General features: G+C 58.5%; 18 protein-coding genes. All 18 read left to right on the top strand.

Annotated elements, in window-relative coordinates; genetic code table 11:
- Positions 1-254: 254 nt before the first annotated feature.
- The 18 genes from sdhC to B2589_RS00390 all read left to right on the top strand — a co-directional run bounded on the left by sdhC (position 255) and on the right by B2589_RS00390 (position 25,644).
- Positions 255-632 (top strand): succinate dehydrogenase, cytochrome b556 subunit, encoded by a 378-nt coding sequence (sdhC, locus tag B2589_RS00475; RefSeq protein WP_058340544.1) that lies wholly within the window; start codon positions 255-257, stop codon positions 630-632.
- Positions 629-970: a succinate dehydrogenase, hydrophobic membrane anchor protein gene (gene sdhD, locus B2589_RS00470; protein WP_081697577.1), complete on the top strand. Its 342-nt coding sequence runs from the start codon at positions 629-631 to the stop codon at positions 968-970. Before sdhC ends, sdhD begins: the two co-directional genes overlap by 4 nt.
- Positions 971-973: 3 nt before the next feature.
- Complete coding sequence (gene sdhA / locus B2589_RS00465; RefSeq protein ID WP_199457338.1) at positions 974-2,746, top strand: succinate dehydrogenase flavoprotein subunit; 1,773 nt, start codon at positions 974-976, stop codon at positions 2,744-2,746.
- Positions 2,747-2,761: 15 nt separating this feature from the next.
- Positions 2,762-3,466, top strand: coding sequence for a succinate dehydrogenase iron-sulfur subunit (locus tag B2589_RS00460; protein ID WP_286815281.1), 705 nt, complete (start codon positions 2,762-2,764; stop codon positions 3,464-3,466).
- Positions 3,467-3,784: 318 nt separating this feature from the next.
- Complete coding sequence (locus B2589_RS00455) at positions 3,785-6,622, top strand: 2-oxoglutarate dehydrogenase E1 component (RefSeq protein WP_199457339.1); 2,838 nt, start codon at positions 3,785-3,787, stop codon at positions 6,620-6,622.
- 25 nt (positions 6,623-6,647) lie between these two features.
- Positions 6,648-7,862 (top strand): 2-oxoglutarate dehydrogenase complex dihydrolipoyllysine-residue succinyltransferase, encoded by a 1,215-nt coding sequence (gene odhB, locus B2589_RS00450; RefSeq protein WP_286815280.1) that lies wholly within the window; start codon positions 6,648-6,650, stop codon positions 7,860-7,862.
- 35 nt (positions 7,863-7,897) lie between these two features.
- A complete protein-coding gene (lpdA, locus tag B2589_RS00445; RefSeq protein WP_058340550.1) occupies positions 7,898-9,340 on the top strand; it encodes a dihydrolipoyl dehydrogenase in 1,443 nt (480 codons plus the stop codon).
- Positions 9,341-9,434: 94 nt separating this feature from the next.
- The gene (gene sucC / locus B2589_RS00440; RefSeq protein WP_058340551.1) at positions 9,435-10,601 is read left to right on the top strand and encodes an ADP-forming succinate--CoA ligase subunit beta; all 1,167 of its coding nucleotides are present in this window, start codon (positions 9,435-9,437) and stop codon (positions 10,599-10,601) included.
- The gene (gene sucD, locus B2589_RS00435) at positions 10,601-11,473 is read left to right on the top strand and encodes a succinate--CoA ligase subunit alpha (protein WP_058340552.1); all 873 of its coding nucleotides are present in this window, start codon (positions 10,601-10,603) and stop codon (positions 11,471-11,473) included. Before sucC ends, sucD begins: the two co-directional genes overlap by 1 nt.
- A gap of 202 nt (positions 11,474-11,675) precedes the next feature.
- Positions 11,676-12,890: a tryptophan--tRNA ligase gene (locus tag B2589_RS00430; protein ID WP_094625072.1), complete on the top strand. Its 1,215-nt coding sequence runs from the start codon at positions 11,676-11,678 to the stop codon at positions 12,888-12,890.
- Between the two features lie 36 nt (positions 12,891-12,926).
- Entirely contained in the window at positions 12,927-13,754 is an 828-nt protein-coding gene (locus tag B2589_RS00425; protein ID WP_286815279.1) for a segregation and condensation protein A, read from the top strand.
- 15 nt (positions 13,755-13,769) lie between these two features.
- On the top strand, positions 13,770-14,381 hold the full coding sequence (scpB, locus tag B2589_RS00420; RefSeq protein WP_094625074.1) for an SMC-Scp complex subunit ScpB: 612 nt from the start codon (positions 13,770-13,772) through the stop codon (positions 14,379-14,381).
- Positions 14,382-14,418: 37 nt separating this feature from the next.
- A complete protein-coding gene (rluB, locus tag B2589_RS00415; protein WP_286815278.1) occupies positions 14,419-15,381 on the top strand; it encodes a 23S rRNA pseudouridine(2605) synthase RluB in 963 nt (320 codons plus the stop codon).
- Positions 15,382-15,508: 127 nt separating this feature from the next.
- Positions 15,509-16,189 (top strand): GntR family transcriptional regulator, encoded by a 681-nt coding sequence (locus B2589_RS00410; protein WP_286815277.1) that lies wholly within the window; start codon positions 15,509-15,511, stop codon positions 16,187-16,189.
- 1 nt (position 16,190) lies between these two features.
- Complete coding sequence (smc, locus tag B2589_RS00405; protein ID WP_286815276.1) at positions 16,191-19,685, top strand: chromosome segregation protein SMC; 3,495 nt, start codon at positions 16,191-16,193, stop codon at positions 19,683-19,685.
- A 121-nt stretch (positions 19,686-19,806) separates the two neighbouring features.
- On the top strand, positions 19,807-20,805 hold the full coding sequence (gene zipA / locus B2589_RS00400) for a cell division protein ZipA (protein WP_286815275.1): 999 nt from the start codon (positions 19,807-19,809) through the stop codon (positions 20,803-20,805).
- Positions 20,806-20,829: 24 nt separating this feature from the next.
- On the top strand, positions 20,830-22,866 hold the full coding sequence (gene ligA / locus B2589_RS00395) for an NAD-dependent DNA ligase LigA (RefSeq protein ID WP_286815274.1): 2,037 nt from the start codon (positions 20,830-20,832) through the stop codon (positions 22,864-22,866).
- Positions 22,867-23,016: 150 nt separating this feature from the next.
- On the top strand, positions 23,017-25,644 hold the full coding sequence (locus B2589_RS00390) for a hypothetical protein (protein ID WP_286815273.1): 2,628 nt from the start codon (positions 23,017-23,019) through the stop codon (positions 25,642-25,644).
- The last annotated feature ends 14 nt before the right edge of the window (positions 25,645-25,658 follow it).

The raw sequence follows: 25,658 nt of genomic DNA, 5'->3' as shown, positions 1-25,658 counted from the left end.
AGGGCGGCGCCTCGTAAGGGTTTGGCGGTTGTTGCAAGTTTGTAATTACCGGGGTGTCTCCTTATAATCCGTAGCCCGGAATCGGGGATGCACCGTTTTCTTGCATGCTTCAGCGTAGCAAGCTACCGGGTTGTCATCCGCCCTCCTGAACCAATCGGTTACCGGTATCGTACTGATTCTCCGGACCTAACATACCAACCAACCGCCGCCGGTTTTTCCGGTTTCGCGGTACCAAGAGAGAGTGTGAGAGCGCTGTGAATAGCAAACGACCAGTAAATCTCGATCTCGGCAAGTTCCATTTCCCGCTGCCAGCCATTACTTCGATCCTGCATCGTATCAGCGGCATCATCATTTTTGTTGGTGTTGCGTTCCTGATGTACGGCCTGGATCTTTCCCTGTCCGGGGAAGATGGCTTCAACCGGGTTAACGAACTGCTGGACAGCTTCCTGGCAAAGCTGATTATCTGGGGCATCCTGTCTGCTCTGCTTTACCACCTTGTTGCAGGTATCAAGCACCTGCTGATGGATGCGGGTATTGCTGAAGAGCTGGAAAGTGGCCGCCTTGCCGCCAAAATCACGCTTGTGGTTTCCATTGTTCTCATCATTCTGGCAGGAGTCTGGGTATGGGCATGAACAGTGTAACGAATATTGGTCGTAACGGGATTCAGGACTGGATCATCCAGCGGGTTACTGCCTACGTATTGGCTCTGTACACGCTGTTTCTCCTTGGTTTCTTCGTAACTACAGACGTGGACTACCAGGCGTGGTCTTCCCTGTACAGCCAGGGTTGGTTCAAGATTTTCAGCCTGCTGGCGCTGTTGTCCATTGCCGGGCACGCATGGGTAGGCTTGTGGACCGTATCCACCGACTACATCAAAGCAGCAATGCCGCGCTTCCTGCTGCAGGCAGCCTGCATTCTGGTGATGTTCGTATATGTCGTGTGGGGCATTCAGATTCTGTGGGGGCTTTAATCGATGGCTAACATCAAAACCATGTCTTACGACGCGATTGTTATCGGTGGCGGCGGTGCCGGTATGCGTGCCGCCCTGCAGCTGACAGAATCCGGTATCAACACCGCGTGTATCACCAAGGTCTTTCCGACCCGTTCGCACACAGTGTCTGCCCAGGGCGGCATTACCTGTGCGATCGCAAGCGCTGATCCCAATGATGACTGGCGCTGGCACATGTACGATACCGTCAAGGGCTCCGACTATATCGGTGACCAGGACGCTATCGAGTACATGTGTTCTGTAGGCCCCCAGGCTGTGTTCGAGCTGGAACACATGGGCTTGCCGTTCTCCCGTACCGAGCAGGGCCGTATCTACCAGCGTCCGTTCGGTGGCCAGTCCAAGGGTCCGGACAACCCCACCCAGGCAGCCCGTACCTGTGCCGCCGCTGACCGTACCGGTCACGCCCTGCTGCACACCCTGTACCAGGCCAACCTGAAGGGCGGTACTACCTTCCTGAACGAGTGGTACGCCGTAGACCTGGTCAAGAACAGCAAAGACGAAGTGGTTGGTGTTGTAGCCATTGAGATCGAATCCGGTGAAGTGGCTTACATCAAGTCCAAGGCCACCGTTCTGGCTACCGGTGGTGCTGGCCGTATCTACGCCTCTACCACCAACGCCATGATCAACACCGGCGACGGTATCGGTATGGCGCTGCGTGCCGGTTTCCCGGTGCAGGACATGGAAATGTGGCAGTTCCACCCGACCGGTATTCACGGTGCTGGCACCCTGGTTACAGAAGGTTGTCGGGGTGAGGGTGGTTACCTGATCAACGCCGAAGGTGAGCGTTTTATGGAGCGCTATGCTCCGAACGCGAAAGACCTGGCTGGCCGTGACGTTGTGGCCCGTTCCATGGTTCTGGAGATCCTAGAAGGTCGCGGTTGTGGTCCCGACAAGGATCACGTACTGCTGAAGCTGGATCACCTGGGTGAAGAAACCCTGAACCTGCGTCTGCCGGGCATCTGCGAGTTGTCCCGTACCTTTGCGCACGTTGACCCGGTTAAAGAGCCGATCCCGGTCGTTCCGACCTGTCACTACATGATGGGCGGTGTTCCCACCAACGTAGGTGGCCAGGCCCTGACCCAGGATGAAAACGGCAACGACAAGCCTATTCCCGGCCTGTTTGCCTGTGGTGAAGCAGCTTGTGTATCTGTACACGGCGCTAACCGTCTGGGTGGTAACTCCCTGCTGGACCTGGTGGTCTTCGGTCGTGCAGCTGGCCTGCACATTGAAGAGCAGCTGCGTGGCGGCTTCGAGGTTGATGGCGCCAGCGAAGAAGATATCAAGCGTGCCATGGCTCGCCTGGAGCGTCTGGACAGTGCCTCTGAAGGTGAGGATGTAGCCAAGGTTCGTAAGGATCTGCAGAACTGCATGCAGCTGTACTTCGGCGTATTCCGCGACGGCGAGAGCATGGAGAAGGGTATCAAGCTGCTGGAAGAAATTGGCGAGCGTGTTCGCAAGACCAAGCTGGCCGATACCAGCAAGGCGTTCAACACTGCCCGTATCGAAGCGCTGGAGCTGGATAACCTGTACGAAGTTGCCTACGCAACAGCCAAGTCTGCGATCGAGCGTAAAGAAAGCCGTGGTGCCCACGCCCGTAACGACTTCACCGAGCGTGACGACGAGAACTGGCTGAAGCACTCCATGTACTTCCCGCTGGACAAGCGTGTTGGCAAGCGTGACGTGAACTTTGCACCGAAAACGGTTCCGACTTTCCAGCCGAAAGTCCGGACCTACTAAGGGGGTATCCTGAATATGTTGGTAAGCCTGTATCGCTATAATCCGGAAACCGATAATGCCCCTTACATGCAGGATGTCGAAATCGAAATTCCTGCGGGCAAAGATCTCATGGTTCTGGATGTTCTGAACCTGGTGAAGGAAAAAGATCCTTCCATGAGCTATCGTCGTTCCTGCCGTGAGGGTGTTTGCGGCTCTGATGGCATGAACATGAACGGCAAGAACGGCCTGGCTTGTATCACTCCGGTGTCGGATGTGGTCAAGAACAACAAGCTGGTTCTGCGCCCGCTGCCGGGCCTGCCGGTTATCCGTGACCTGGTCGTGGATATGAGTCTGTTCTACAAGCAGTACGAAAAAGTTATGCCGTACCTTGTAAACGACAACCCGGCCCCGGCCATCGAGCGTCTTCAGACGCCGGAAGATCGTGAAAAGCTGGACGGCCTGTACGAGTGTATTCTGTGTGCATGCTGCTCCACCGCTTGTCCGTCGTTCTGGTGGAACCCTGACAAGTTCATTGGTCCGTCTGGCTTGCTGCAGGCCTACCGCTTCCTGGCGGACAGCCGCGACACTGCCCAGGCAGAGCGACTGGCGAACCTGGATGACCCGTTCAGCGTCTTCCGCTGCCGCGGCATCATGAACTGCGTAAGTGTGTGTCCGAAAGGCCTGAACCCCACAAAGGCGATTGGCCATATCCGGAACCTGTTGCTGCAGCGAGCCACCTGACCGGCAAAATTTGCAGCACCAGCTATACTGGTGTTCTGACACCAGTTAGTACCCTCGAAGGCCTCGCTATATGCGGGGCCTTCAACCAAAGGCTTATAGTCAAAAGTCTTATCGGGGTGCAAACTTATGCGCGCTGTCTGCTTGGGCTTATCCAGTCTGGCTGATGGCGCAGCTGAGTATAAAAATCACTGGGGACGGAAAACATCCTTGCAGGGTGTGGTGGCCAAAAGTCATGCCGTAATAACCCGTATTGACTGAGATTTACCCCTGGCCGACCATACTCGCTCCCCCGCACCAGCCCAAGGTGAGCTATTCAAAATGCACGAAAGCATCATGGAGCAGTTATGGCAGACTTCCCACCTGCAAGGTGGAAATCTGGCCTACGTTGAACAGCTTTTTGAGACCTACCTGACAGACCCCAATTCAGTTCCCGAAGAGTGGAGAAGCTACTTCGACAAGCTTCCGAGTGTTGATGGCTATAAAGGCCGCGACATCGTTCACTCGACCATCCGCGAACAGTTCGAGCATATCTCCCGCAATCAGCGTTTTCTTGCCAGCAGTGGTGTGCCTGCAAGCGCCACGTCAGATGCTGACAAAAAGCAGATCCGTGTTCTGCAGCTGATCAATGCGTACCGTTTCCGTGGTCACCAGGAATCAAAGCTCGATCCGCTGGGAGTCTGGCAGCGTCAGCCTGTTGAAGATCTCGAGCCCTCGTTCCACGAACTGGGCGAGTCTGACCTGGATCTCGAGTTCCAGACAGGTTCACTGAATTTCGGCTCCGAGACCATGAAGCTCGGAGACATCGTGCAAGGCTTGCGCCAGACCTATTGCGAAAGCATTGGCGCCGAATATATGCACGTGGTGGATACCCGCATCAAGCGTTGGTTCCAGCAGCGGATGGAGCCAGTACGCTCCCGCCCTGAGTACGAAGCGGAAACCCGCAAGCACGTGCTCGAGCGTCTCACCGCTGCCGAAGGCCTGGAAAAATATCTGGGCTCCCGTTATCCGGGCGTCAAGCGTTTTGGCCTGGAAGGCGGCGAGAGCCTGATTCCGTGCCTGGACGAACTGATTCAGCGTGCCGGCTCTTACGGTGCCAAGGAAATCGTGCTGGGCATGGCACACCGTGGCCGTCTGAACGTGTTGATAAACACCCTGGGCAAGAATCCGAAGGAACTGTTTGACGAGTTCGAGGGCAAGAAGCTCGCGGATTCCGGCTCCGGTGACGTGAAATACCACCAGGGCTTCTCCTCCAACGTGATGACTCCGGGTGGCGAAGTGCACCTGGCAATGGCATTCAACCCGTCACACCTGGAAATCGTATCTCCGGTGGTTGAGGGTTCTGTCCGTGCCCGCCAGGATCGTCGTGGCGATACCGACGGCAGCACTGTGCTTCCGATCGTTATGCACGGCGACGCGGCCTTTGCCGGGCAGGGCGTTGTGATGGAAACCTTCCAGATGTCCCAGACCCGGGGCTTCGGTGTAGGTGGTACCATCCACATCGTCATCAACAACCAGGTTGGCTTTACCACCAGCAAGCAGGAAGACGCCCGTTCTACCGAGTACTGTACCGATGTGGCGAAAATGGTTCAGGCGCCGATTCTGCATGTGAATGCAGACGACCCTGAAGCGGTTCTGTTTGTAACCCAGATGGCCATGGATTACCGCAACGAGTTCAAGAACGATGTGGTGATTGACCTGGTCTGCTACCGTCGTCGCGGCCACAACGAGGCCGACGAGCCGGCAGCAACCCAGCCGCTGATGTACGACAAGATTCGTAAGCTGAAAACCACCCGCGCCCTGTATGCGGACCAGCTGGTTGAAGCCGGTGTGATCAGCGAAGACGAAGCCAAGCAGATGGAGAACGACTACCGTGACGCACTCGACAAGGGTGAGCACGTGGTCAAGTCACTGGTCAAAGAGCCCAACAAAGAGCTCTACGTTGACTGGACTCCGTACCTGGGCCACGAGTGGACGGCCAAGTGCAAGACCAGCGTTGCCCTGAAAACCGTCCAGAAACTGGGCAAAAAGCTGACCCAGGTTCCGGAAGGCTTCAGCATCCAGCGCCAGGTTTCCAAGATCGTTAACGATCGGGAAAAGATGACTGCCGGTGCCCTGTCCATGAACTGGGGCTATGGCGAGATGATGGCTTACGCCACTTTGCTGAACGAAGGTCACCCGATCCGTCTGACCGGTCAGGACGTTGGCCGTGGCACCTTCTCGCACCGTCACGCGGTACTGCACAACCAGAAGGATGGCTCTACCCACGTTGCGCTGAAAGAGCTGGCCGAAGACCAGCCAAAGTTCGAAATCTATGACTCGCTGCTGTCTGAAGAAGCGGTTATGGCCTTCGAATACGGCTACAGCACCACCACGCCAAACGCACTGATTGTTTGGGAAGCCCAGTTCGGTGACTTCGCCAACGGTGCCCAGGTGGTAATCGACCAGTTCCTGACCAGTGGCGAGCACAAGTGGGGCCGTCTGTGTGGCCTGACCCTGCTGCTGCCGCATGGCTACGAAGGGCAGGGGCCGGAGCACAGCTCTGCGCGCCTGGAGCGTTTCCTGCAGCTTTGTGCCGAGCACAATATCCAGGTCTGCGTACCCACCACGCCGTCCCAGGTATTCCACATGCTGCGTCGCCAGGTGAAGCGCCCGCTGCGTAAGCCGCTGGTTGCGATCACACCGAAGAGCCTGCTGCGTCACAAAGAGGCGATCTCCGGCCTGGATGACCTGACCTCAGGTACCTTCCAGACAGTACTGCCCGAGAAAGAACCTTCTGATCCGAAGAAAGTCACCCGTGTGATCATGTGTAGCGGCAAAGTCTACTATGATCTTCTGGAGAAGAAGAAAGCCGACGAGCGTGACGATGTGGCCATCGTTCGCCTCGAGCAGTTGTATCCGTTCCCGGCAGACGATCTGGACGAAATTCTGGGCCAGTACACCAAGCTCAAGAGCGCGGTCTGGTGTCAGGAAGAGCCTATGAACCAGGGCGCCTGGTACTGCAGTCAGCACCACATGCGGCACGCACTGCAGCGCCTGAACCCGAAACTGCACCTTGAGTACGCCGGTCGTGATGCTTCTGCTGCTCCTGCCTGTGGACACATGTCTGTTCACATCGAAGAGCAGAAGAAACTGGTTAACGACGCGTTTGGAATCTGACGAGCTACCGAACTAAGGATTTGTAATGTCAACTGAGATTAAAGCCCCCGTTTTCCCTGAGTCGGTTGCCGAAGGCACCGTCGCGACCTGGCACAAGCAGCCCGGCGAAGCCTGCTCCCGTGACGAGCTGATTGTCGATATTGAAACCGACAAGGTTGTGCTTGAAGTGGTTGCACCGGCTGATGGTGTGATTGAAGAAATTGTTAAAGGCGAAGGCGACACCTGCGAAAGCGGTGAAGTGATCGGCCGATTCAAGGAAGGCGCCGCAGGCGAGTCCAAGCCTGCTGAAAGCAAGCCGGAAGCCAAGGCCGAAGCGCCCAGGGAAGAAGCCGCTGCTTCCTCCGGCGACGCTATCCTGAGCCCGGCTGCCCGCAAGCTGGCCGAAGAGAACAACGTTGATCCGGCTGCTGTAAAGGGCACCGGTAAAGACGGTCGTGTTACCAAGGAAGACGTTCAGAACCACGTAGACAGCAACAAATCTTCTGGTTCTGCCGCCGCCAAGCCGGCCGCTGCTCCGGCGCTGGAAGTTGCCCAGGGCGAGCGCGCCGAGAAGCGTGTTCCGATGACCCGCCTGCGTGCCAGCATCGCCAAGCGCCTGGTGGATGCCCAGCAGACCGCCGCTATGCTGACCACGTTCAACGAAGTGAACATGGCTCCGATCATGGAACTGCGCAAGCAGTACCAGGAAAGCTTTGTGAAGCGCCACGGCATCAAGCTTGGCTTCATGTCTTTCTTCACCAAGGCAGCGACCGAAGCCCTGAAGCGCTTCCCGGCTGTTAACGCGTCCATCGATGGTAACGACATGGTTTACCACGGTTACCAGGACGTAGGCGTAGCCGTATCTACTGACCGTGGCCTGGTTGTACCGGTTCTGCGTGACACCGACGCCATGGGCCTGGCCGACATCGAGAAGAAGATTGTCGAGTACGGCACCAAGGCGAAAGACGGCAAGCTGGGCATCGAAGAGATGACCGGCGGCACCTTCACCATCACCAACGGTGGTATTTTCGGTTCCCTGATCTCCACACCGATCCTGAACCCGCCGCAGACTGCGATTCTGGGCATGCACAAGATCCAGGAGCGCCCGATGGCGGTGAACGGCAAGGTTGAAATCCTGCCGATGATGTACCTCGCGCTGTCATACGACCACCGTATGATCGACGGTAAGGAAGCGGTGCAGTTCCTGGTTGCGATCAAGGAAATGCTGGAAGACCCGGCCCGTATCCTGCTGGACGTGTAAGCTGACACTCAACGAATTCGATAACAGGAAAGATTATGTCCGATAAATTCGACGTTATTGTCATTGGCGCAGGCCCCGGCGGTTATGTGGCCGCCATCAAGGCTGCTCAGCTGGGTCTGAAGACTGCCTGTGTAGAATCCTGGACCGGCAAAGACGGCAAAAGCCAGGTTCTGGGCGGCACCTGCCTGAACGTGGGCTGTATCCCGTCCAAGGCACTGCTGGAAGTGACTCACAAGTTCGAGGAAGCAAGCCACGACTACGAGTCCATGGGTATCCTGGCCAAGAGCGTTGATATTGACGTTGCCAAGATGATGGAGCGTAAGGATGGCATCGTTAAGCAGTTGACCGGTGGTATCGCCGGTCTGTTCAAGGCTAACGGTGTAACCCCGATCCACGGCCACGGCAAGCTGCTTGCCGGCCGCAAGGTTGAAGTGACCGATAAAGACGGCAACACCAAGACCTACGAAGCCGACAACGTGATCCTGGCGACCGGCTCCAAGCCGATCGAAATCCCGCCGGCTCCGTTTGACGGTGATTACATCGTCGATTCCGAAGGCGCGCTGGAATTTACCGAAGTTCCCAAGCGTCTGGGCATCATCGGTGCTGGCGTAATCGGCCTGGAACTGGGTAGTGTCTGGGCTCGCCTGGGTGCCGAAGTTACCGTGATCGAAGCCCAGGATACTTTCCTGCCGGTTGTTGACCAGCAGGTTGCCAAGGATGCTCTGAAGCAGTTCAAGAAGCAGGGCCTGAACATCATTACCGGTGCCCGCATGACCGGTGCTGAAGTGAAGCGCAAGCTGGTTTACGTGAACTACGAAGACTCCAAGGGCAAGCAGGAAGCCAAGTTCGACAAACTGATTGTCGCTGTTGGCCGTCGTCCGTACACCGATGGTGCGCTGGCTGAAGATTCCGGCGTAACCATGGATGAGCGCGGCTTCATCTTTGTAGACGACAACTGCAAAACCGAAGCACCGGGCGTATGGGCCGTAGGTGACATCGTTCGTGGTCCGATGCTGGCACACAAAGCGTCTGAAGAAGGCGTTATGGTTGCCGAGCGTATCGCAGGCCACAAGCCGCAGGTCAATTACGACTGCATCCCCAACGTAATCTACACCGCGCCGGAAGTTGCCTGGGTTGGCAAGACCGAAGAGCAGCTGAAAGCTGAAGGTGAAGAATACAACGTGGGTACTTTCCCGTTTGCGGCCAACGGTCGTGCCATGGCGGCAAACGCCACAGGTGGTATGGTCAAGATCATCGCAGACGCGAAGACCGACCGCATTCTGGGCTTCCACGTAGTTGGCCCTCAGGCTTCTGAAATCGTTGCCCAGGGCGTGATCGCCATGGAATTCGGTTCCAGTGCCGAAGATCTGGCCCTGACCTGTTTCGCGCACCCGACTCTGTCCGAGTCAGTGCATGAAGCGGCCTTGGCCGTTGCCGGTGGAGCGATTCACGTCGCCAACCGTCGCAAGAAGAAGTAATTCGTTATCGGATTGAGCGGGGCGCCTTTTGGCGCCCCGCTGCCGGTTACTCTCCGTACGTGGTTATCATCCATCTAAAGACGGGACATTAACTATGAATTTGCATGAATATCAGGGCAAACAGCTTTTCGCTGAATATGGCCTGCCGGTATCCCAGGGCATCGCCTGCGATACTCCTCAAGAAGCTGTAGACGCTGCCACTGAAATTGGCGGTGACGCATGGGTTGTCAAAGCACAGGTTCACGCTGGTGGCCGTGGTAAGGCCGGCGGTGTAAAGCTGGTTAAAGACAAAGAAGAAATCCGTGCCTTCGCACAGAACTGGCTGGGCAAAAACCTGGTAACTTACCAGACTGACGAAAACGGCCAGCCGGTCAGCAAGATTCTGGTTGAATCCCTCACCGACATCGACCAGGAGCTGTACCTGGGCGCGGTTGTTGACCGTGGCACCCGTCGTATCGTTTTCATGGCCTCTACTGAAGGCGGCGTGGAAATCGAGAAAGTTGCCGAAGAAACTCCTGAAAAGATCCTGAAGGCCGAAATCGATCCGCTGGTAGGCGCTCAGCCTTACCAGGGCCGCGAGCTGGCATTCAAACTGGGTCTGGAAGGCAAGCAGATCGGTCAGTTCACCAAGATTTTCCTGGGCCTGGCCAAGCTGTTTGAAGAGTGTGACCTGGCTCTGGTTGAGATCAACCCGCTGGTTATCACTCCGGCTGGCGACCTGCACTGCCTGGACGCCAAGCTCGGTGTAGACGGCAACGCCCTGTACCGTCAGAAGAAAATCCACGACATGCGCGATCCTTCCCAGGAAGACGCCCGTGAAGCCGAAGCGGCCAAGTGGGAACTGAACTACGTAGCCCTGGAAGGCAACATCGGTTGTATGGTTAACGGTGCGGGCCTGGCCATGGGTACCATGGACATCATCAAGCTCGCCGGCGGCCAGCCTGCCAACTTCCTGGACGTAGGTGGCGGCGCGACCAAAGAGCGCGTTACCGAAGCGTTCAAGATCATCCTGTCTGACGACGCAGTGCAAGCCGTTCTGGTTAACATCTTCGGTGGTATCGTTCGCTGCGACATGATCGCTGAAGGCATCATCGGTGCCGTTAAAGAAGTAGGCGTTAAAGTGCCGGTTGTGGTTCGTCTGGAAGGCAACAACGCTGACCTGGGCGCCAAGGTTCTGGCTGAAAGTGGCCTGAACATCATCGCCGCCACCAGCCTGGCGGATGCCGCAGAGCAAGTCGTTAAAGCCGCAGGGGGTAAATAATGAGCATCCTGATCAACAAAGACACCAAGGTTATCTGCCAGGGCTTTACCGGCGCACAGGGTACTTTCCACTCTGAGCAAGCCATTGCCTACGGCACCAAGATGGTTGGCGGTGTAAGCCCGGGTAAGGGCGGTACCGAGCACCTGGGTCTGCCGGTGTTCAACACCGTTCGTGACGCCGTAGAAAAGACCGGTGCAGAAGCCACCGTTATCTACGTACCGGCTCCGTTCTGTAAAGACGCCATCATTGAAGCAGCCGATGCCGGCATCAAGCTGATCGTATGTATCACTGAAGGCATCCCGACCATCGACATGCTGTACGCCAAGGAATACGTTGATCGTGCCGGCGTTCGCATGATTGGTCCGAACTGCCCGGGTGTAATCACTCCGGACGAGTGCAAGATCGGCATCATGCCTGGCCATATCCACAAGAAGGGTAAGGTTGGCATCGTATCCCGCTCCGGCACCCTGACTTACGAAGCCGTGAAGCAGACGACTGACTATGGCTTTGGCCAGTCTACCTGTATCGGTATCGGTGGTGACCCGATTCCTGGCTCCAACTTCATCGACATTCTGGCCCTGCTGCAGGAAGATCCGGAAACCGAAGCTATCGTGATGATCGGTGAGATCGGTGGTACTGCCGAAGAAGAAGCGGCTGCGTTCATCAAAGAGAACGTAACCAAGCCCGTGGTTTCCTACATTGCCGGTGTTACCGCACCTCCAGGCAAGCGTATGGGCCACGCGGGCGCCATCATCTCTGGTGGTAAGGGTACTGCAGACGAGAAGTTTGCCGCCCTGGAAGACGCCGGCGTTAAAACCGTGCGCAGCCTGGCCGAAATCGGCAAGGCCTTGAAGGAAGTGACTGGCTGGTAATCAGTCCGGTTTCAAGCCTTTAACAAAACCCCCGGATTCGCGAGAATTCCGGGGGTTTTGCGTTATGTTGCCAGGCTTTTGATTCGCTTTGCTTAACGCAGGGCAGTGTTGCGTCTATAATGCCCGGTCAGCCCGTTTCCCGTGGCCGTATGTATTCTGGCCGAAACGGGCACTTTATAAACAGAAAGAAGGAGTTCGTGCTTTGAGTTCTGTCGATTCCCAGCAAAGAGTGTTGTCCGGCATGCGTCCGACCGGCAAGCTGCACCTCGGCCACTACCACGGTGTGCTGAAAAACTGGGTCAAGCTCCAGCACGAGTATGAGTGCTTCTTCTTCGTCGCAGACTGGCATGCCTTGACCACCCAGTACGACGACACCTCCGGTATCGAGCAAAGTGTTTGGGACATGGTCATCGACTGGCTGGCCGCCGGCGTGAACCCGGGTTCCTCAACCATGTTCATTCAGTCCCAGGTGCCGGAACACGCTGAGTTGCACCTCCTGTTGTCCATGATCACCCCGCTGGGCTGGCTCGAGCGTATTCCAACCTACAAAGACCAGCAGGAAAAGCTCAAGGAAAAGGATCTCGCCACCTATGGTTTTCTGGGTTACCCGCTGCTGCAGACAGCGGATATCCTGATGTATCGTGCTGGTAAAGTGCCAGTCGGCGCAGACCAGGTTTCCCATGTGGAGATTACCCGGGAAATCGCCCGTCGCTTTAACCATATCTACGGTCGGGAGCCCAACTTCGAAGAGCTTTCGGAAGCGGCCATCGTCAAGATGGGCAAGAAGAACGCCAAGCTTTACCGCAACCTGAAGAAACGTTACCAGGAAGAGGGCGATGTGGAAGCCCTGGAAACGGCCCGGGCACTGTTGAAAGAGCAGCAGAATATTTCCCTGGGCGATCGCGAGCGGCTTTATGGCTACATCGAAGGCGGCGGCAAGGTGATTCTGCCTGAGCCCCAGCCGCTGCTGACCCCGGAGTCCAAGATGCCGGGGCTGGACGGACAGAAGATGTCCAAGTCCTACAACAACTACATCGGCCTGCGGGAAGAGCCGGACAGCGTGGCGCAGAAAATTCGCACCATGCAGACCGACCCGCAGCGGGTGCGCCGTACCGACCCTGGCGAACCGGAGAAGTGCCCGGTTTGGGGCATGCACAAGGTGTACTCAGACGAGAAGACCTGCCAGTGGGTACAGGAAGGCTGCCGCAGTGCCGGTATTGGCTGCCTGGATTGTAAGAAACCGCTGATCGATTCCATTATCGAAGAGCAGAAACCGCTGCACGAGCGGGCCAGGGAGTATGAGGGCAACCCGGACCTGGTTCGCTCGATCCTTGAAGAAGGGCGTGAGCAGGCCCGTGATGCGGCCCGCGATACCCTTGAGGAAGTACGCGCGGCCATGGGGCTCAGTTACCGCTGAGCCAGGCCGGGCAACCCCGACCAGAGGTGAAAAGGTATGACGGACGAAAGCACGGAATTAGCTGACGCCCCGGCGGATACCCCGGTGCAGGAGCCCCTTGCACGGGTGTCCGGCAAGCCCCTGGTCGACCTGCCGAAAGATCTCTACATTCCACCGGATGCACTGGCGGTTTTCCTGGAGGCCTTTGAGGGCCCCCTGGATTTACTGTTGTACCTGATTCGCCGCCAGAACATGAACATTCTGGATATCGACGTCAGCGAGATCACCCGGCAGTACATGGATTACATCGGTGCCGTGGAAGCCATGCGCTTCGAACTGGCGGCGGAGTACCTGGTAATGGCCGCCACCCTGGCGGAGATCAAGTCCCGGATGCTGCTTCCTCGCCAGGAAACTGACGATGAGGATGATATCGATCCTAGGGCAGAGCTGATCCGCCGGCTGCAGCAATACGAGCGGTTCAAGCAGGCGGCAGAAGATATCGACGAAATGCCCCGTATGGAGCGGGACACCTTTGCCGGTTCTGCCGCACTGCCGAAGTTGCCGTCGTCCCAGCCGCACCCGGATGTCGATATGAGGGAGCTTCTGCTGGCACTGCGTGGTGTGCTGCAACGGGCCGACCTGTTTACCAGCCACCATGTGGAGAGGGAACGGCTGTCTACCCGGGAGCGCATGTCCCATATCCTGGCCAGCCTTCAGGGAGACCGGTTCGTGACCTTCGAAAGCCTGTTTACCATCGAAGAAGGCCGGCTTGGTGTGGTGGTAACCTTTCTGGCAACGCTGGAACTGGTCAAGGAACAACTGATTGAAATTGTGCAGGCAGAGGTTCTCGGGTCCATTCACGTGCGCGCCCGTGCTGCCAGCTAAGGGATATCCGGAGCCATGAACGAAGAACAGTTGGACCGCATTCGTTGTATCACCGAGGCCGCCTTGCTGGCCGCCGGAAAGCCCCTGTCGCTGGATCAGCTCCGGGAGTTGTTCGACGAAGGCGATCGCCCGGCCCGGCAGGTTATGGAGCACGTGCTGGTGCTGCTGGAGCAGTCCTGTGAAGGCCGCGGATTCGAGCTGAAGAAAGTTGCCAGCGGTTACCGGTTGCAGGTGAGGGAAGAGTTCGCGCCCTGGGTTGGCCGGCTGTTCGAGGAAAAGCCGCAGCGTTATTCCCGGGCGTTGCTGGAAACCCTGGCACTGATTGCCTACCGGCAACCGATTACCCGGGGCGAGATTGAAGAAATCCGTGGCGTTACGGTAAGCAGCAATATCATTCGCACCCTGCTTGAGCGAGAGTGGGTGCGGGTAGTGGGCCATCGCGATGTGCCGGGAAGGCCGGCCATGTATGCCACCACCAGACAATTTCTTGATTATTTCAACCTGACCGGGCTCGATGAGTTGCCTCCGTTGTCGGAAGTGCGGGATCTCGAAGAGATCGGTCGGGAGATAGAACGCAATATGCAGGGCGAAATCGAACTCGATGCGCCCGACCAGACACTTCACTGATGCCACCGGCATCAGCTATTCAGTAAGGATGTAATACATGGCGGCATCTAGCCCCGGAAAACCAGGCGCAGCAAAGAAACCGGCCCGCGGCGACCAGGCCCTGAGTGAAGGCCCGGAGCGCATTCAGAAACTCCTGGCCCGTGCCGGTGCCGGATCACGCCGGGAAATCGAGGGCTGGATGGAGTCCGGCCGCCTGCTGGTCAATGGCCAGCCGGCGCAGCCCGGGCAGAAAGCCACCATTGACGACTCCTTCGAACTGGATGGCAAGGTTCTGGACGTAAGCTCGGCCGCCCAGGTGGTTCGCCGGGTGCTGATCTACAACAAGCCCGAAGGCGAAGTGACCAGTCGGAAAGATCCGGAAGGCCGCCCGACGGTATTTGACCGGCTGCCACGGCTGAAAGATCAGCGCTGGATTTCCATTGGCCGCCTGGATATCAACACCACCGGACTGGTGCTGTTTACCACCGACGGCGAACTGGCCAACCGGCTGATGCATCCGTCCCGCCAGATTGACCGTGAATACGCGGTGCGGGTGTTTGGTGAAGTAGACGACGCCATGCTGGAGCGCTTGCGTGAAGGTGTGTTGCTGGAAGACGGCATGGCCAAGTTTTCCGATATCGCGCCCGCCGGTGGCAGCGGCATGAACCGCTGGTTTCATGTAACCCTGCTGGAAGGCCGCAACCGGGAAGTGCGCCGCCTGTGGGAATCCCAGGGTGTGCGGGTAAGCCGCCTGAAGCGTGTCCGTTACGGGCCAATCTTCCTGCCCAGCCGTCTGACCCTGGGCAAGTGGGAAGAGCTGGACCAGAAAGCGGTCGATACCCTGAGTCGCACGGTCGACCTTGCACCGGTGAGCATCCCCCAGAAAACACCGGGGGAACAGGCTGCACACGACCGTAAACGCCGTAAAAGCCCGGGGAAATCCCTACAGCGTGCCCGCAAAGGCAGCTGGCAGGTCTCTGATTCCGCCCCGGCCCGTCCCCAACGCAAACCCCGCAGCTGACCCCTCAACGGTCCCGCCCCTGTCTGCCGGCAATCAAAATGTCCGACAAGGGGGTGGGGCCGGCAAAAGCCTGTGATAAACTCCTGCGTTTGATTGTCCCGCGTTGGCAGAGGTGAGCATCAGGTCTATGAGATTTCAGGCACCGGAAAGTCTTTCCGAACAGATCGCCCAGCATATTGGCCAGAGAATCGTTATCCGGGATCTCAAGCCCGGCGAGCGCATTCAGGAGCTGAAGGTAGCCGGAGAGCTGAACGTCAGCCGTGGCTCCGTGCGTGAGGCGCTGCTGATTCTCGAGCGCCGGCACCTGGTGGAAATCTACCCGCGCCGTGGTGCCGTGGTGTCTGACCTGACCCCGGCCTCTGTGAATGCCCTCTACGACATCTACATCGACCTGCTGTGCATGCTCGGGCGCAAGGTGCTGGAACGCTGGTCCGGCGACGAGCTTGGCGGCGTCATGAGCCAGGTGCGGGAGATGCAGGCCGTAATCGACGCCCTGAACTCCCAGGCGCCAGACGCCGCCGAACGGGTGATCGAGGCTGGTTTTGGCGTCATGCGCTACGCCTACAGCCTGGTTGAAAACCCGTTTCTGGAAGAAACCCTGGAAAACTTCCGGCCCGCCATCAGCCGTACCTACTACGTGGCGCTGGATCATTTCCGCAGTGAAATTGCCGAAACCGGTACCTTCTTCCGAAACCTGGCCGATGCGGCCGTCGCCGGCGATGCCGAGCGCCTGCATAAGGTTATCCAGGACTTCGGTGAACACCAGCGCCAACAGGTACTGAGCATTCTCACGGAGGAGAACGCCTGACATGCGGCTCAAGTCCATTAAACTGGCCGGTTTCAAATCCTTTGTTGATCCAACCACGGTACCGTTCCCGTCGAATATGACGGCGGTAGTGGGGCCGAACGGTTGTGGCAAATCCAACATCATTGACGCCGTTCGCTGGGTAATGGGCGAGAGCTCCGCAAAGTACCTGCGGGGCGAATCCATGACAGACGTTATCTTCAACGGCTCCAGCGCCCGCAAGCCGGTGGGGCAGGCTTCCATCGAGCTGGTGTTTGATAACACCGAGGGTAAGGCGCCGGGCGAGTTCGTCAAATTCAATGAAATTTCGGTAAAACGACGGGTATCCCGGGAAGGCCAGTCCGAATACTTTCTCAATGGCTCCAAGTGCCGCCGTCGAGACATCACCGACCTGTTTCTGGGCACTGGTCTGGGGCCGCGAAGCTACGCCATCATCGAGCAAGGCATGATTTCCCGGTTGATCGAAGCCAAGCCGGAGGAATTGCGTGTCTACATCGAAGAAGCGGCCGGCATTTCCAAGTACAAGGAACGCCGCCGGGAAACCGAAAACCGCATCAAGCGTACCCAGGAAAACCTTGATCGCCTGACCGACCTGCGGGAAGAGCTTGGCCGGCAATTGCAGCACCTGGAGCGACAGGCGGCTGCAGCGGAAAAGTACAAAACCTACAAGCAGGAAGAGCGCCAGAAAAAAGCGGAACTTACCGTACTGCGCTGGAAGGCCCTGGATAACGACCTGCAAACCTCGCGTGGCAAGATCCGCGATACCGAGCTGGAGCTTGAAAAACTCCTGACCGAGCGGGTGAACCTGGAAACCTCCCTGGAATCCCTGCGGGAAGCCCACCACGAACGCACCGAACACTTTAACCGAGCCCAGGCCCGCTACTACGAAGCCGGCGCGGATATTGCCCGTATTGAGCAGAGCATCGAACACCAACGGGAACGCAGCCGCCAGACCGCTGCCGAGCTGGACCAGGCCATGGCCAACCAGCGGGAACTGGCCCGGGAGCTGGAACAGGACGAAGACAAGCTGGCGGGCATCCAGGAAGAACTGGATATGCTGGAGCCCGAGCAGGAGAGCCTGGCCATCCGGGCCGAGGAATCCGGCGAGAAGCTCCAGCAGGCCGAGGATGCCATGAGCGACTGGCAGCATCGCTGGGATGAATTCAGCACCCGATCCGCCGATGCTCGCCGCCAGGCGGAGCTTGCCCAATCCCGCATCCGTTCGCTGGAAGATGCCATCGAGCAGCTGCGCAACCGCAAACAGAAACTGCACGACGAGAACGAACTGCTGGAAGGCCAGCTGGACCGGGCAGAGCTGGAAGACCTTCTGGAACAGCAGGAAACCCTGGAGCTCCAGCGGGAAGAAGCCCAGGAGCGTATTCAGTCTCTGCAGGATGACGTTTATAACGCGCGCCAGAAACTCCGCGATGCCGAACAGCAGGTACAGGAGCATCGCCAGCGGGTGCAAAGCCTGCGGGCTTCCCTGGAGTCCCAGCAATCCCTGCTGGACGAACAGATGGGCAGCCAGGACGATGCGCTGCAACAATGGCTTTCAGATAACGGTCTTTCCGATGCGCCCCGGCTGGCGACCCGCCTGGCGATTGAAGACGGCTGGGAATTTGCGGTTGAGCAGGTAATAGGCCGGTTCACCCAGGGCCTTTCGTTGCCCGGCTTTGATCAGCTGACGGGCGCGCTGGAACAGGCTCCCAGAGGCCTGGCTGTGGTTTCGGAAAATGGCCATGGCAGCCCGGAAACCTCCGGGCTTGCCGCCAAGGTATCCGGCGTCCCGGCGCTGGATGCCATGCTGGCAAACATCGATGTGGCTGAATCTGCCGCCGATGCACTCGCGCGCCGTGAGCAACTGGCGCCGTCCGCCAGCTTGATTACCCGCGAAGGCATCTGGGTTGCCCGGGACTGGGTACTGATGCCGGATTCCGACGCCGGCCAGGTGGGCGTGATTGAGCGCCAGAAAAAGGTCACCGAGCTTGAAGCCCTGCTGGCGGAAGCCGAAGAACAGCTAGAAACCGCTAGCGAACAGCTGGAACTTTTGCAGGAGCAGGGCGAACGGGCAGAGACCGCCCGGGAAGAAGCCCAGGCCAGAGTCAGTGAAACCGAGCGCGACCTGGCAGCGCTGGCATCCCGCGCCAGCGGCCTGAAAGCCCGGGCAGAACAGATTGATGACCGGCTGTCCCGCATTCGCGACGATATTGAAGAAGTGACCGCGAGCCTGGAAGACCAGCAGGAAAGCCTGCTGGAAGCCCGGGAGGAATGGGATATCGCGCTGGCTTCCAGCGAAGACTCCGATGAAGAGAAAGAGCGCCTGCTGGAGCAACGGGATAGCCTCAGGGAGAACCTTGACCGCCTGCGCCAGGATGCCCGCCACGACCGGGACCACACCCACCAGCTGCAGCTGCAACTGCAAACCCTGCAAAGCCAGCGTGACGGCCTGAAACAGACCATTGACCGGATGCAGCTCCAGAGGGAGCGCCTGGAAGAACGGCTGGACGTGCTCCGGGAAGCCCGGGAAACCGCCGAAGAGCCCGTGGAAGACCTGCAGATGCAGCTCGAAGGCCTGCTGGAGCGCCGGCTGGCGGAAGAAGAAAAGCTGGGTGCCGCCCGGGATGCCCTGGAAGATATCGACAGGGAAGTGCGGGATCGGGAGCAGGGCCGCAGCCGTACCGAACACGTGGTGCAGGACGTCCGTGCACAGCTCGAAAAGCTCAAGATGGAATCCCAGGCGCTGGAGATTCGTTCTGGAAATTATATCGAACAACTCAGAGAGTTAGACGTTAAACTTCAGGTAATACTTGAGCAATTGCCAGAGGACGCCGAGGAAAAAGTCTGGGCCGAAGAGCTGGAAAAGATCGGCAATCGCATCCAGCGGCTCGGGGCCATCAACCTGGCTGCCATCGAGGAGTATCAGGTTCAGGGTGAGCGCAAGAACTACCTGGATGAGCAGCACAATGATCTGATGGAAGCGCTGGAAACCCTGGATAATGCGATCCGCAAGATCGACCGGGAAACCCGTCAGCGTTTCAAGGAAACCTTTGACCAGGTGAACGGTGGCCTGCAGGCGTTGTTCCCGAAAGTGTTCGGGGGAGGTAATGCCTACCTGGAGCTGACCGGGGAAGACCTCCTGGAAACCGGCGTCGCCATCATGGCCCGGCCCCCGGGCAAGAAGAACAGTACCATTCACCTGTTGTCCGGTGGTGAAAAGGCCCTGACGGCCATTGCCCTGGTATTTTCCATTTTCCAGCTCAACCCGGCGCCTTTCTGTATGCTGGATGAGGTCGATGCCCCGCTGGATGATGCCAACGTTGGCCGGTATGCCAATATGGTCAAAGAGATGTCCAAACAGGTACAGTTCATCTACATTACCCATAACAAGATCGCCATGGAGCTGGCTGACCAGTTGATGGGGGTGACCATGCACGAACCGGGCTGTTCGCGACTGGTATCGGTAGACGTAGACGAGGCAGCGGCCCTGGCCGAAGCCTGACGGGTTGGCGAAAAAGCCGCCAACCATGACAATAACGCCATCTGGGCCCGGTGTGCGTTGTATTCATTACGGGCTTTTCTTAGAGTAGCAACGTTCCGAACTGCAAACAGGACAGCAGCTTATGTCACTTAGGGAATGGTTAATCGCCATAGGTACCCTGGTAATTATTGTAATCGTGGTCGACGGTATCCGTCGCATGCATCGAGCCCGCAAGGAATCCATGGCGATTTCTTCTGGCATGGGTGCCGATGAACTTAAAGAGTCCCCGCTGGATGACGAATACAACCCGGAACTGCCGAATGGCGGAGCCCGCATAGTTTCCCGGGGTAACCTGGAAGAGCGGGGCTATGTCACCCGCGACACCTCCGAACCGGACGGTTATGACGATGACGTGGAACCTGAAACAGGCTGGGGTGCCATTGATGATGAGCCCGAAGAACCTGTTCAGACACGTGTGCAGTCCCGGCCGGAACAGCCCCGGGAGTTTGCGGAACCGGAGCCGGTGGTTGAGCCGGAGCCCGAACCTGAACCCGCTCCTGAGCCACAACCGGAAGTGCGCCAGCCGTCACGGCCGGTTAAGGAGCAGGAGCCTCCGGTTGTCACCTCCGAGGTGGAAGAAGATACCGCTCGCCGGGAGCCTGTGAAACCCCGTGGTAATCAGCCGCTGGCTGGTGCCAACCGCCCGGAAGCCCGGGAAGTACTGGTCATCAACGTGTTGTCCCGCAGTGGCGAGGAATTTTCGGGCCCGGTTCTGAAAAAGCTGTTTGAAGCCTGTGGCCTGGAGCACGGCGACATGGATATTTACCATCGCCACGAAGGCTCTGATACCACCACGCCGGTGCAGTTCAGTGTGGCGAACGCGGTAGAGCCGGGTACCTTCCGGCCGCAGGACATGCCCGGGATGAAAACGCCGGGTATCAGCTTTTTCATGAGCCTGCCCGGGCCGTCAAATGCCATGCAGGCATTCGAATTCATGCTGGAAACTGCCCAGACCGTGGTCCGCAACATGGGTGGCGAGCTGAAAGACGAGCGCCGCAGTGTGATGACACCGCAAACCATCGAGCACTGCCGCCAGCGCATCCGTGAATTCGAGCGTAAACAACGTTCCCATCGGGCCTAACACCCAGCCAGGACTCCCGACCTGATGACCAAAGCTTCTGCAGAAATCCAGCAGCGCGTAGCCGAGCTACGCGCCAATCTTGAAGACCACAATTACTACTACTACGTTCTGGACGAGCCCAGAATCCCCGATGCGGAATACGACCGGCTGTTCCGGGAGCTCCAGCAACTGGAGCGGGAACATCCGGAGCTGGCCTCTGACGACTCGCCCACCCGCAGGGTAGGCAGCACCCGCGACACCAGCTTCGCCAAAGTGACCCACCGGCTGCCGATGCTGTCGCTGGACAACGCTTTCAGCGAAGACGAACTGCGGGACTTCGATCGCCGGATCCGCGACCGCCTGAACACCGAAGACTCCATTGAATACGTCTGCGAACCCAAGCTCGATGGCCTTGCGGTCAGCCTGCATTACGAGAACGGACTGCTGACCCGCGCTGCCACCCGGGGTGATGGCTACACCGGAGAAGACATCACCGCCAACATCCGAACGATTCCGTCTGTACCGCTGAAGCTTCGGGGCAGCGGCTATCCGGAGCTGGTAGAGGTGCGTGGCGAGGTGTACATGCCCAAAGCCGGGTTCGAGAAGCTGAACCAGCGGCTGGCCGAGCAGGACGAGAAGACCTTTGTGAACCCGCGTAATGCCGCCGCCGGCAGCCTGCGCCAGAAGAAATCTACCGTCACCGCCAGGCGCCCGCTGGAGTTCTGCGCCTACAGCATGGCAGTAACGGACGAAAGTGTGCTGCCCGACACCCACTGGGACAGCCTTCAGCTGGTGGCCGACTGGGGTTTCCGTATCAACCCGGAAATGCGCAAGGCCGAGGGTGCGGAAGACTGCCTGCAGGCCTACAACGAGCTGATGGAAAAGCGTGACAGCCTGCCCTATGAAATCGACGGCATCGTGTTCAAGGTAAACCGGCTGGATCTCCAGCAACAGCTCGGGTTTGTCTCCAGGGCACCGCGCTGGGCCATTGCCCACAAGTTCCCGGCCCAGGAAGAGCTGACGGTCATTGAAGATGTGGAGTTCCAGGTGGGCCGCACCGGCGCTGTTACCCCGGTGGCACGGCTGAAACCGGTGTTTGTCGGCGGCGTCACGGTTTCCAACGCGACCCTGCACAACATGGACGAAATCCGCCGGCTGGATGTGCACATCGGCGACACGGTATTCATTCGCCGGGCCGGGGATGTGATTCCGAAGGTGGTCAAGGTTGTTCCCGAAAAGCGCCCGGATAACGCGCCCTCCGTCGATATGCCGGCACATTGCCCGGTTTGCGGTTCCGACATTGTCCAGATTGAGGGTGAGGCGGTAGCACGCTGCTCCGGCGGCCTGTATTGCCCGGCCCAGCGCAAAGAAGCCATCCGCCATTATGCCTCCCGCAAGGCGATGGATATTGAAGGCATTGGCGACCGGCTGATTGAAGTGCTGGTGGATGAAGGCATGGTGAGTACGGTGGCGGATCTGTACCGGCTGACCAAATTCCAGCTGGCCAGCCTTGAGCGCATGGGCGACAAGTCTGCGGGCAACCTGGTGGCGGCTATCGACCGTTCCCGTAACCCGGTGCTCTGGCGCTTCCTGTATGCGCTGGGCATCCGGGAAGTGGGGGAGGCCACGGCCAAGTCCCTGGCGTCCCATTTCGGAACCCTGGAGGCCATTGCCGGGGCGGATGAGGAAGCCCTGCAGCTGGTTCAGGATGTCGGCCCGATCGTGGCCGGCCATATCCGCAGTTTCTTTGACCAGCCCCACAACCAGGAAACCCTGCAAGCGCTTAAAGACGCCGGTGTTACCTGGCAGGAAGAGCAAGTAGTAGCTGCTGAAGAACAGCCGCTGGCGGGTGAAACCTGGGTGCTCACCGGCACCTTGTCGCAAATGACCCGTGACCAGGCCAAGGAAAAGCTGGAGCGCCTGGGTGCCAAGGTAGCTGGCAGCGTCTCCAAAAAGACCGCTTGCGTGGTGGCGGGAGAGGCGGCCGGCTCCAAGCTCGCAAAAGCTGAGCAACTGGGTGTGCCGGTGCTGGACGAAGATGGATTGCTGGCCCTGCTCAAGGAGCACGGCTTAGAGGCCTGAAGCCCGCTGGCCGGTGAATCTGAGAACTCGCGCAGATCCCCCGGAGAACAAATTGGCTACCATGGCGTTGACCTGTAACGGTGTGTAAACCGGTTGGCTTTACGCAACCGGACACCGCCATAACAACAACGTCTTGAAACGGATTTTTGCATGCGCGCCGATTTGTTCTCCCGCACTTTTTCGACGGGCCGGCTTGCGGGCCTGGCTCTGGTTGCCCTGGCCGCGGCCGGCTGTAAAACCGAAAAGGATCCGGACGCCCCCACATTGCTGGGCGCACCGCCTACCACGGCATACATCGGCGTTGAGTACTACTACAACTGGGGTGCCTACGGCGGCGAAGGCATCCTCGATTATTCCCTCACCAATGCACCGGCCTGGCTGGCCCTGGAAGATACCAGCAACAAGGCCCGGCAGGGCGTCATCATGCGCGGTGTGCCGGGGCTGACCGGCGGCGAGCGCGGCCTGGCCGACCTCGGCAAAACCGAAGATATCGATATCGTGACCACTGATGGCCGCAGGGCCGGGTTCCAGCCGTTTGATATCGAAGTGAAGCACAACCTGGTTTCAGTTGAGGCACCGGAGTTTACCGAAGGTGAACTTCTGGAGATCAGTGCTCCCAGGGGTGAACACTGTGCATTGCCGGACCTTGAGCCGGAAGGTGCCCACAGTGCTTCCGAAACGGCTGCCCAGCCAACCCGCCGGGTGTATGCCAAAGTCCGGCTTGAACGGCCATCTGTTACCCGAGTTTCCATTGCCTTCCAGCTGGAGTCGGATTTCACCTGTGAAGATCCCGTTGGAGCTATTTCCCGGGAATGCCATTCCGCCGACAGCAATATGGGCCGCACGATTGTCGGGCACGACATTGTGGCTCTTGGCAGCGGCTCGGACCACCCGGTTGATGAAGAGGGCAATGAGCTGGCCTACGTAACGTATCAGGAAGGCCCCGAAGGCTTCTACGACCGGGGTGTCGTTACCCTGGAGCCCGGTATCAGTGAATGCTATATCCCGCTGGAAGTGATTGATGACAAGGTGGCGGAACCCACCGAGCAGGCTCGACTGGCCCTGACGGAGGTTCGCCAGGGCCTGGCGTCTCTTGGCAATAATAACGCCGGTATCAGCACCAACCTGGCCATTGCCGATAACGAACCGATGGTTGCCCTGCGAACCCTGAACGGCGGCACCAGGGACACGCTGAATGTTGACCCGGAGGTGACCGATGTAACCTCTGCGGGTTACAACGAGGAGCAGGTTTACGCTGCCATCCTGACTGGCGAGCGGGAAGGGCAGGTAAATGTAAAACTGACGGTTAGCGAACAGGGTTCTACCGTCGGAACCGGAGATTTTGTGATTGTCCAGGCCCCCGAGACTCTTCAGGGCCTTACGCTGGATCCTGAGCCCGGGACTAATGAACTGGTGTTCCCGGCAGGCGTGAACGAGGTGCAGTTCAGTATTACCGCGAAGGACTACGCCGAAAGCCTGCATGACCGCCTCGCGATCCTGGTTGTCGATGTGAAGGGTCAGGCCGGCCTCGAGAACTTTGCCCGGGGCGAGAGCGACGAGCTGATGACCCTGAGCTTTAACCGACAGATAACGCCACTGACCTGGACGGACGGATTTGTGCCCACAGACATGGCCACTGGCTCGCAGGGTGAACTGTATGTGGCGGGTCGTGGCTCCGATGATGTATTGCAGGTGCGGATCTACAACCAGAAAGGCGCGCAGTCGGGCTCCACGCTTGAATTGAATGCCGGCACAAAGGCAGCGGCCACGGAGGTGTACCTGGCCCTGGGTAAGCGAACCGAGCGGGTTGACGGTCGCAGTACAACCTACGAAGAGTTGGTGGTGGCTTATTCTGACGCTGGTCAGGCTGTTGTGGAGTTATACCGCAAAGACGGGGACACCGGTGCCTACGGACCGGTATTCGACAACTACAGGCTTGCGTTTGGCTCCTCCGGTAATGATGCCGTCAAACGAGTGGGCTATCAGGGCACCAATGCCGAACTGGTGGTTGCCGGTGAATCCGACGGCGCCTGGGGTGGACAGAGCAATTCCGGTGGCATCGACACCTTCCTGGCAGTGGTTGAAACCATCGGTGAGGAACTCAACCTTAAGGAAGTCCGCCAGGAAGGCTCAACCGGCAATGACAGGGTAGCCGGCGCCAGCACCGAGTTCTCAACTCCTATGCTGTTTGGCTATGCGCCCGGCGTGGTTGATGGCAACGGTGCTGTGGGTCCATTCTTCTATTCGGGCACGGCAGACGGCGCGGTATACGGTATTGGTGGTGATGCCTCGGAACAGCTCCGCCACGGCTTGTATGCAAACAGTACCGCATGGCTGATCGGTGACGGCCCCTGGAGCTACAGTCTTACCGAAGTGGAAGAGGGCGATAACGAGCTGGAGCGCACAACAGGTGCAATGGCCGGGTTTGTACTGGGCTTTACCAGTACCGGCGTGCCCAAGGCTGCGTTCACCATTGCCTCCGTTGCAGATGCTGCTGTGAACTCCCTGGACAAGGGCGTAGCACTGGCTAGTGATGTGATTGCTGCCGGAACGCTGGATGATGGCCAGGGCCTGTTGGCACGGGTGACCACCCAGAAGGATCCGGAGCTTTATCAGAGCTGGCGGAAAGCACTGGCGGAGCCGGGTGTGCAGTTCCTGCGCCTCGGCAACTACCGGGATGATGAGATTGTGGCCCTGGTGGATTCCGGTGCCGGACACCAGGTTCTTCTGTTCAGCCCGGAAGGGCGGTTGCTGACAGCTCCGGCTGATAATCCATGAGAAGTGGTCGGGTT

The sequence above is a fragment of the Marinobacter sp. UBA3607 genome, from assembly GCF_002375525.1.
Lineage (GTDB): Bacteria > Pseudomonadota > Gammaproteobacteria > Pseudomonadales > Oleiphilaceae > Marinobacter > Marinobacter vinifirmus.
This window is presented reverse-complemented; position numbering and strand designations above follow the sequence as displayed.

Coding starts and splice junctions, on each gene's coding strand:
- zipA (WP_286815275.1), top strand. CDS start 19,807: ATGTCACTTAGGGAATGGTTAATCGCCATAGGTACCCTGGTAATTATT.
- ligA (WP_286815274.1), top strand. CDS start 20,830: ATGACCAAAGCTTCTGCAGAAATCCAGCAGCGCGTAGCCGAGCTACGC.
- odhB (WP_286815280.1), top strand. CDS start 6,648: ATGTCAACTGAGATTAAAGCCCCCGTTTTCCCTGAGTCGGTTGCCGAA.
- scpB (WP_094625074.1), top strand. CDS start 13,770: ATGAACGAAGAACAGTTGGACCGCATTCGTTGTATCACCGAGGCCGCC.
- B2589_RS00425 (WP_286815279.1), top strand. CDS start 12,927: ATGACGGACGAAAGCACGGAATTAGCTGACGCCCCGGCGGATACCCCG.
- sucC (WP_058340551.1), top strand. CDS start 9,435: ATGAATTTGCATGAATATCAGGGCAAACAGCTTTTCGCTGAATATGGC.
- sdhA (WP_199457338.1), top strand. CDS start 974: ATGGCTAACATCAAAACCATGTCTTACGACGCGATTGTTATCGGTGGC.
- lpdA (WP_058340550.1), top strand. CDS start 7,898: ATGTCCGATAAATTCGACGTTATTGTCATTGGCGCAGGCCCCGGCGGT.
- B2589_RS00390 (WP_286815273.1), top strand. CDS start 23,017: ATGCGCGCCGATTTGTTCTCCCGCACTTTTTCGACGGGCCGGCTTGCG.
- B2589_RS00460 (WP_286815281.1), top strand. CDS start 2,762: ATGTTGGTAAGCCTGTATCGCTATAATCCGGAAACCGATAATGCCCCT.
- smc (WP_286815276.1), top strand. CDS start 16,191: ATGCGGCTCAAGTCCATTAAACTGGCCGGTTTCAAATCCTTTGTTGAT.
- sdhD (WP_081697577.1), top strand. CDS start 629: ATGAACAGTGTAACGAATATTGGTCGTAACGGGATTCAGGACTGGATC.
- B2589_RS00455 (WP_199457339.1), top strand. CDS start 3,785: ATGCACGAAAGCATCATGGAGCAGTTATGGCAGACTTCCCACCTGCAA.
- sucD (WP_058340552.1), top strand. CDS start 10,601: ATGAGCATCCTGATCAACAAAGACACCAAGGTTATCTGCCAGGGCTTT.
- rluB (WP_286815278.1), top strand. CDS start 14,419: ATGGCGGCATCTAGCCCCGGAAAACCAGGCGCAGCAAAGAAACCGGCC.
- B2589_RS00410 (WP_286815277.1), top strand. CDS start 15,509: ATGAGATTTCAGGCACCGGAAAGTCTTTCCGAACAGATCGCCCAGCAT.